At 57.8% G+C, this 7,907-nt stretch carries 6 protein-coding genes; 2 read left to right on the top strand and 4 right to left on the bottom strand.

The window, feature by feature from the left end; genetic code table 11:
* Positions 1–104: 104 nt before the first annotated feature.
* Both BG842_RS09010 and BG842_RS33045 read right to left on the bottom strand, forming a co-directional pair.
* The gene (locus BG842_RS09010; RefSeq protein ID WP_069450503.1) at positions 105–2,261 is read right to left on the bottom strand and encodes an ABC transporter ATP-binding protein; all 2,157 of its coding nucleotides are present in this window, start codon (positions 2,259–2,261) and stop codon (positions 105–107) included.
* A 342-nt stretch (positions 2,262–2,603) separates the two neighbouring features.
* Complete coding sequence (locus BG842_RS33045; protein ID WP_069450504.1) at positions 2,604–2,798, bottom strand: hypothetical protein; 195 nt, start codon at positions 2,796–2,798, stop codon at positions 2,604–2,606.
* 626 nt (positions 2,799–3,424) lie between these two features.
* Here BG842_RS33045 and BG842_RS09020 point away from each other — a divergent pair.
* Both BG842_RS09020 and BG842_RS09025 read left to right on the top strand, forming a co-directional pair.
* Positions 3,425–3,847 (top strand): ester cyclase, encoded by a 423-nt coding sequence (locus BG842_RS09020; protein WP_069450508.1) that lies wholly within the window; start codon positions 3,425–3,427, stop codon positions 3,845–3,847.
* An 18-nt stretch (positions 3,848–3,865) separates the two neighbouring features.
* A complete protein-coding gene (locus tag BG842_RS09025) occupies positions 3,866–4,486 on the top strand; it encodes a helix-turn-helix domain-containing protein (RefSeq protein WP_069450505.1) in 621 nt (206 codons plus the stop codon).
* An 89-nt stretch (positions 4,487–4,575) separates the two neighbouring features.
* On the opposite strand, the gene BG842_RS09030 is transcribed toward BG842_RS09025, so the two are convergent.
* On the bottom strand, positions 4,576–5,397 hold the full coding sequence (locus BG842_RS09030) for an IS5 family transposase (protein ID WP_069450506.1): 822 nt from the start codon (positions 5,395–5,397) through the stop codon (positions 4,576–4,578).
* 197 nt (positions 5,398–5,594) lie between these two features.
* On the bottom strand, positions 5,595–7,907 hold a 2,313-nt coding region (locus BG842_RS09035), incomplete at its 5' end, for a DUF2309 domain-containing protein (RefSeq protein ID WP_069450507.1).

Genomic DNA, 7,907 nt, shown 5'->3' on the forward strand with positions numbered 1-7,907 from the left:
GATGGTCTTTTCTAGCATTTCGCGGTCGTCGCCCGGGCAGTACTGAAGTGAACGCTGGACCATACGGACAGGCATGTAGTCTGCTAGAAAAACCCGAGGGGAGCTCAATCGCTCCCGATTTCCTGGTCGACCCGGTTCGGTTCGTCTGACTCGTCGTTAGCCGGGTGGAAACACGCTGCTGAGTGATGATCACCTGTCCACTCGGTCAAACCGAGCTCTTGATCCCAGCAGCGGTCGGTCGACTTCGGACAGCGCGGGGCGAACCGACAGCCAGTGGTCGCCCGTGAGGGGAGCGCCGGCTTCCCGTCGAGGGTTATGCGCTCGCGGTTCCCTTTCGGGTCCGTCTCCGGGACCGCTTCGAGCAGGGCCTCTGTGTAGGGGTGTTGTGGGTCGCTCACGATTCGTTCTGTTCGTCCGCGTTCGACGAACTTGCCGAGGTACATGATCGCCATGCGATCGGCGATCTTCGAGAGACTGGTGAGGTCGTGGGAGATGTACAGCACACCGATACCCTCGGTGTTGGCTAGCCCACGAAGGAGATTGAGCACCTCTGCCTGCAGCGAGACGTCGAGCATCGAGGCGGGTTCGTCACAGATGAGCAGTTTGGGCTCGAGCACCAATGCCTGTGCAATTGCCACGCGCTGGCGCTCGCCCCCCGAGAGTTCGTTCGGGTACATGTCCAGATACCGTTCGGCCGGCGCCAGTCCCACCTTTTCGAGTGTCTCCTCGACAACCGTCTCACGTTCGTCGAGTCGATACTCGTGGATAGTCAGCGGTTCTTTGACGAGCTGTTCGACCGTCAACCGGGGATTCAGTGATTCGTACGGATTCTGAAAAATTATCTGTAACTTCCGCCGGAACGACTGGAGGTTCTCCTGGTAGTAGTCGTGTGAGCGACCGTCGAACATGAACTGGTCCACCGTGGGCTCCTCCAAGAGCGCAAGCGTCTCTCCGAGCGTCGACTTGCCACACCCCGACTCGCCGACGATGCCGAGTATTTCGCCGCGCGCGACGCTCAACGAGACGCCGTCGACCGCGCGGACGTGGGACTCCTCCTGCCCAAACATCTCTTTGATCACCTCGCCACGTCGGTCGTACCACTCGCGGATATTGCCCGTGAGTCCCGTGATGGAGGGTTCGATACTCTCGAACGGTAGGCGTCCCAGCAACGAGTCCTCGCGCTCGTACCACTTGCGAAGCCCCTCGACTTCGAGTAACACTTCGCCGTCCGGTGTGCGTGACCCTTCCACGGCACCACCCCACGTCGAGGAATCCTCGGCCTCGGACCGCATCCGATTCGATTGTTCCACGTGATGACACGCGATCCAGTGGTTTCGGTACGGGAGTTTCTCGAGGTCCGGAACTGTCTCGGAACACGTGTCGGTGGCGAACGGACACCGCGGCTCGAAGACACACCCGGTCGGTTTCGAATCCAGATTCGGTGGCTCTCCCGGGACCGAGACGAGGTCCCCATCGTGTTCAGCGTCAAGACCCGGATACGCGTTTCTGAGCCCCATCGTGTACGGATTCGACGGGTTGAGAAGGAGGTTGTCGATGCGGCCCTGCTCCATGACCGTCCCACCATACAGCATCGACATCTCGTCGCAAGTCTCCGCGATGACACTGAGGTCATGGGTGATCAAGAGTAGCGAACTGTCGGTTTCTTCCTGAATCTGGAGGATGTTGTCGATTATCTCGTCCTGGACGACAACGTCTAGCCCCGTTGTCGGCTCGTCAGCGATGATGAGTTTCGGGTCGAGTGCGAGCGCCATCGCGATGACAACCCGTTGGCGCATCCCGTCCGAGAACTGATGGGGATAGTCCTCGGTCCGTCCAGGGTTGAGTCCGACGGTTTCGAACAACTCGCGAGTGCGTCGGCTGGCGCGCTCTTCGGAAACCGTCCTGTGGATCTGAACTGCCTGTCGTATCTGCCCACCGACGGTCATCATCGGGTCGAGCGCGTCGATGGCAGTCTGTGGGATGAAGGCGATTTCCTCCCAGAGAAGGTCTTGTCGCTCCCCTGGCGTCATCGTCCGTAAATCTTGGCCCTCGAATTCTATTGTCCCCGACTCTATCACCGCATGGTTCGGTAACAGGCCAAGAATCGCCTTTGCAGTCGTCGATTTGCCCGATGCTGACTCCCCTGAGAGCGCGTAATTGACCCCGTCCTCGATCGTGAATGAGACACCGTTGACGCTGTGGATTGGTCCGTCACCCGTATCGTACCGCACCACGAGGTCTTTGACATCGAGGAGTGTCATTCTCGTCCACCTGTGAGAAACATCCAGAACACAACTGTGGTTCCACGCCTACCCATATTTCCGAGTGTGCACTGGATCCTACGGTCAGGCCAGACCATTCTGTGACAGAATATTCCGGGTATTGCTTATAAATCTCCGTTTATGATATATTCCCAATATGAATCCTATATTGCCGCGTTCCGTCAACGCTACCGAGATCAAACAGGGCGCGTTCACCGACCAGATGACCGACTCTCCGCTGGTGCGGAACGGTCGTGGTTAACGAACGACCCGGCCAAACCTGAGTGTTGGTTAACGCAGTCAGACGTATCGTTCTCGTCCGTCGTCACAGGGGTTCTCCGGTCACTCCGACGAGATCCGCCAACAGGATAGCCGCCCCTCCTGATCGAACAGCTCGAAGACGCTGTCTTGCATCCAGCCGGACGAATGCTCCCCGCCCTCGTACCCTCGGTTGCGGAGGTAACTTTCCGAAAAATACTCCGTCATGCCGACGAAGAGGTCGTTCGGTTCCGTCTCGTCGACGTCAACAAGGTACATCACGATATCGACGATTAAGCAAAACTACTGGATGCTGATGTCCCATTCGCCCCGGATATATACCATCTAGCGTTTGCGTCGGCCCGTCGGTTGAGACGGTTCACTACGAGGTGCAAGCGAGATATGGTGGTGCTTCTCTTTCAGGTTGTCTTTGGGTCGGTAGTTCGACCGCCGGTGGCCTTACTGTAAGCGCGACTGGCCCAATGGAATTCATGTGGGGAAACAAAGGACTTGAAGAACCGCCGTATGAGCCCGCATACGACACGAATTGCGGAATGAATGCTGTGGATTTCGCGGCACCCGGTGGCAATGGAGATGAAGATGCAGCCGGAACAGGGGTCAACTGAAAATCAAAATGAGAGAATCTGTTGAAACCCTATTGTCTTAACATCTTTCCTGCTGGAATATCCATTAGGTAGGTGTGCAAGCTGATTGATAGAGAAACTACCAATTCCGATAGATAATTATGCGATCCTCCTGCATACACAGCGCTTATCCAGCATATCAGACGAGCCGGTCGGAGATTTTGAGTGCGGAATAATGCCATTCACACCGGGAACCTCCAACACGCTGATGGCAACATGTTGACCACAACTGCCAATCTGGCTGCAGGAGTAACAGGTGATATGCAGACACCGGAAGACACACTCACCCGACTGTATGAAGATGTTTGGAACGGGTCAAACCCAGATACAGCAAACGAATTAGTGCATGAAGAGTACCATATCCACGACCGGGAACTGGCAGCCGAAATGCGGGGGCCCGCCCTGTACAGGGCACTGGCACGCGGAACACGAGACATCTTTCCGGACATGACGGTCACGAAAGAGGATATACTGGGGGCTGACGAGATGGTCGCACTGCGATGGACGATGACAGGCACCCACGAGGGAGGGCCGATGTTCGGTGTCGAACCAACCGGACAGGAGGTCGAACTCACAGCCATCGAGATCAATCGCTTCGAGGACGGGAAGCTCATCGAGACGTGGACGCAAAGCGATCAACTCGGACTCGTCCAACAGTTGGGCGGAGAGTTAGAGGACAGTTGAGCCATAGCAACCGGACCCATGCCACAGGCAACACTGAAAATCAAGTCTAACGAAGCACTCGTTATCCTGTCAGAGCAATATCCTAAAACCGAGTTCAACGTGCTGGGCGCATGGCCGACTGATGGCAAACTCAGGGTGCTCGTCGAAACGTCTACTATCGGGTTGCCCTCTCTCAAGGAGGCGCTTTCATCGATCCCCACTCTCTCCGATGTCGAAATCAGACATTCGACAGCCGAAAAGATTCTTTTCGAGGTGAGTACGTCAACGCCTCCACCGCACGGAGCAATGGCGGATTCGGGGGTCGTTCCCTCGTTTCCGCTACGACTGGAAAACGGATGGTTCGTCGGCGACATCACGGCGTCACGGGAGCAACTCTCGGCGTTCCGCGATGAGCTGGACGCTGGGGAGATAGAATACCACCTCGTCCAGATTTCTGGCATAGATGGGGCGGGGGATGCACTTACTAACCGGCAACAGGAAGTCGTCGAACTGGCAGTCGAGCACGGATATTATAACTCACCTCGCCGGTGTTCGTTGAGCGATCTCGCTGACCGACTGGACGTGAACAAATCCGTCGTTAGCCGAATCCTCCAGCGGGCAGAGGAACACATCATCACCGCGTACTGTTCTTCATGCTGACCTCATGCTCTGTCTCGGTCACGGCGCTTCTGACGAGAACCAGGGATATCACAACTCGGTTCGCTCTATCGTTCATCTCTATCCACTGTTCAGAGTGTCTTATCGATGTTGTGAGCGAGACAGCCGATAACGAGTTCACGGAACTGCTTCCACCAGTGACGTGAGCGGACGAATGCCCCATATTTCCGTTTGAGACGGGAATTCACCGTCTCATTCTGACTCCGTTGGCCGTAGAGGTCGGTCTCCAGCCGAACGTTCCATGCCTTGTGGAGCGACGAAAATTCTCGGTGCTTGATGAGCGGACGAACATCTTTTTCGCGGGGTAACGCGCGGATCTTCTGGTCGTCATACCCCTTATTCCCGAGGAGAGTGCTCACTTCGTCGGCATTGCGCTTGATGAGCGACGGCGCGATCTGGGAGTCGTGTTTTCGTGTCGTTGTTACGTGCGAATCGATGATAGCATTCGCTCTCGTGTCCACGAGAAGTGTGACTTTCAACTGCTGAATTGTCAGCTTCGTGCGCTTCGTGTAGTGTTTCGAGGCGTGACTGCGGTCGAATCCAGATGCATCAATCCCGACGACACCGTTGGTCGGGAGGAGTGTGACCGAGAGGTTGAGCAGGACACGCCAGATTGCCATATCGAGCCGGTTGAACGCTTTGCACAACGTTGAGGGTGAAGGGAGTTCGTCCAGATTGATGGCTCTCCGAATGCGGGGCATCTCAATGAGTTCGTCGAGAAGCGTCCGGTACGTCGTGTTCTTCTGAACTTTGAGACAGAGTAGAACGATGTGCTGGTAGAGTGTGTAGCGTCGTTTTGAAAACTTTGAGGAGTGGCGGGCGACAGCTCGTTGAGCCAAGTGGAATGCCTGCTCAACGAACCGGAGTAACCGCGACTTCGGGAGAGACTGCATCTAATAACTATCGTGCGAACGTGTAACTCACTGAGGATTTCAACAGAGCCATTCACACGTAATTCGCACTACTCTTCCAGGAGATCGTGTCGACTTGACCGTACACAGGGCCAACACGGAAAGCTACCAAGCCCATCTCAGTCACAGTTCGCTAGTTGGTCGGTATCGCTGTCTTGTGCATAGGGTTCCGGTTATTGCTAGATTTGTGTTCCACCGTCCGCGACAGCGGAAGCGTTCGGTATCTCTAAGTGTGCTTCGGTCTGTTCGGACATTGGTATCCACTCTAAATCCTCCTCGTAGTGGAAGGTGCGGTGGTCCTGGGTCGGGTCGACGACCGTCAGCGAGAGCCAGTCGTTGTCCAGCAGTCCGGTCAACTCCTCGTGGTCGGCCAAGATGCCGGTGACGCGCTCGACCGGCGCATAGACGACCGTCGAGAGGCGGAGCGGCTGGTGATACGGTTTGTCATCGGCGGCCATCAGCGACTGGAGGGGGAGACCGGTCATCAAGTCGCCGCCGGTTCCCTGGTAGACACCGACGTTGCCGACAGGGTTCTGAGTCACCTTCGACCCGCTGCCATAGACTGCGTTGTCGACTGTCGAAAAGTAGTACTGAGTATTGATCCACTGTGTGACGACCATGGGGCCAGTGAGGATCGCTTCGAGCGCGTCACCATCCGGGTCGGTCGACCAGTCGTAGGAGTGGAGGAAGGCCCGGCCGTCGAGGTTGAGGTTGCTCGTCAGTTCGCGAGGGGCGACGACGAAGCCAGCGTTGCCGGCCAGTCCCCACTCGGGACGCGTTTCGGCCCAGTCGGCGGCACGGCGTTCCGTCTCACTGACGCCCATCGAGCTGTCGGCACCCATCGACTCGGCGCGCTCGGCTGTCGCGTTCTCGCGAGCGATAGCCAGGTCTGCACGCAACCGGTCGAGATCCCCCGCGTGACTTTCGGGGATGTCGTCATCGTACAGTTCCACCTCGTCGGTCGTGGTGTTGTGCTGGCCAGCGACGAAGACGGTGTCCTCGGGGATGTCTAAGCCGCGGTCGCGGAGTGCCGTCTTGACATCCTCGTCGTTACAGATTGCTGCAAGTACGCGGGCATTCGGGCCGCCGGGGTTGCCAGCACAGGCGCCACAGTCTAGGCTCGCCTCGTACGGGTTGTTAGTCGTCTCGCTGGCGTGCCCGGCGAAGACGACGAGGCGGCCGAACTCCTCCCAGCCCATCAGGTCGAAGGCGGTCGCGGCGTACTCGACTTTTTCATCGTGGGTCAGTCCCACCGGGAGATCACCGACATAGGTGTGCTGGTGGTGGATCAGCGGCTCACAGAACTTGTGTTCGTCGGGTACCGACGCTTCAACAGCGTCTAACAAGTCGTGGACGCGCCCGGGAACGAGCGTGCGGGCCGCGAGTGCGAGGCCGTAGCCGCTGCCGGCGTTTTCGACGAAGCCGTAGGCTGTGGCGGCGTTGGCCTCTAGCGTCTTGATAATCTCATCTGCGGCCTCGCGGATGCCCCACCAGCGGTCGTGGCTCGCCTGCGTGTCGTTGTCGGTCGGAAAGTCGTGGATGTAGTGCTGTGGTTCGAGGATCGGTGGGCAGGCCTCGACCGCTACATCGGTGTCGTATCCCTGGTACTCGATCGGGATGCCGAAAAAGCCAGCGTACCCGTGAGTCTCATAATCACCCCTCGCCTCGATGTGACGGCGAATGACTTCCGAACGAGTGTCGATACAAAAGACGAGCTGGGCGTCTGGACGGCTCGACGGATCGCTATCGGCCATCGACTCACTCTCTTCGGCGATCGCCTCGACGAGATCGTCACGGTATGTCGCTTCCCACGCACGCAGGAACGCCTGAGCGAGTTCGTCGGCTGGCTCCGTGTCGGTGCCCTCGTTCGAGGGCTCGAGATCAACACCGATCGCATCCGACAGTGCCAGACGCACCGCGAGGTACTCCTCCAGCGAAATCGGGTATTTCGACTGCCACTCTCTCCCGTCATCGACACGCTGCTTGATCAACCCCGTCCAGCCCGGGAGGGCAGCTAGTTGCTCCTCGAAGATAGACACCCACTGGCTCTGCGGGTACGGCTCCAGCACCGTCTCGATCGTCTCGATCGGCGTCTCGGGAAGGTCAGTGATGAGCCCTTCGTCTGGGATTTCGCCGTCGTATTCGACCACCCCACGAAAAGCGGCGTAGAACCCTTCTTCGCGGTTCGGCATCGACCAGTGGGCACTCCCCTCGTCGAGGAAGTTCGATAGCCACTTCGTCAGCACTTGGTCAACATGGTTTGGGGCGGTATCGGTGACACCTTCCACGACGTCGATCGCGTCGGAAATGCGGTCCAACAGCGTATGGGGTTCCTCCTCGTAGCCTGCCTCGGCAAGTTCCGATTCGAGTATCTCCGGGTCTATCTGGCCACGTTCCAGTGCCGTCTCGAACGTCTCGGGGTTGGGGTAGCCGCGACCACCTAGCAGGTCGGTTGCCCGTTTGACCGCCTCGCCGAACGGCTGGTCCTCGAA

It is taken from the genome of Haladaptatus sp. W1 (assembly GCF_001723155.1).
In the GTDB taxonomy this organism is placed as follows: Archaea; Halobacteriota; Halobacteria; order Halobacteriales; family Haladaptataceae; genus Haladaptatus; species Haladaptatus paucihalophilus.

What these genes read in the sequence shown, in the direction of transcription:
- BG842_RS09010 (WP_069450503.1), bottom strand. Translation starts at nt 2,261, where the DNA reads ATGACACTCCTCGATGTCAAAGACCTCGTGGTGCGGTACGATACGGGT.
- BG842_RS33045 (WP_069450504.1), bottom strand. Translation starts at nt 2,798, where the DNA reads ATGTACCTTGTTGACGTCGACGAGACGGAACCGAACGACCTCTTCGTC.
- BG842_RS09020 (WP_069450508.1), top strand. Translation starts at nt 3,425, where the DNA reads ATGCAGACACCGGAAGACACACTCACCCGACTGTATGAAGATGTTTGG.
- BG842_RS09025 (WP_069450505.1), top strand. Translation starts at nt 3,866, where the DNA reads ATGCCACAGGCAACACTGAAAATCAAGTCTAACGAAGCACTCGTTATC.
- BG842_RS09030 (WP_069450506.1), bottom strand. Translation starts at nt 5,397, where the DNA reads ATGCAGTCTCTCCCGAAGTCGCGGTTACTCCGGTTCGTTGAGCAGGCA.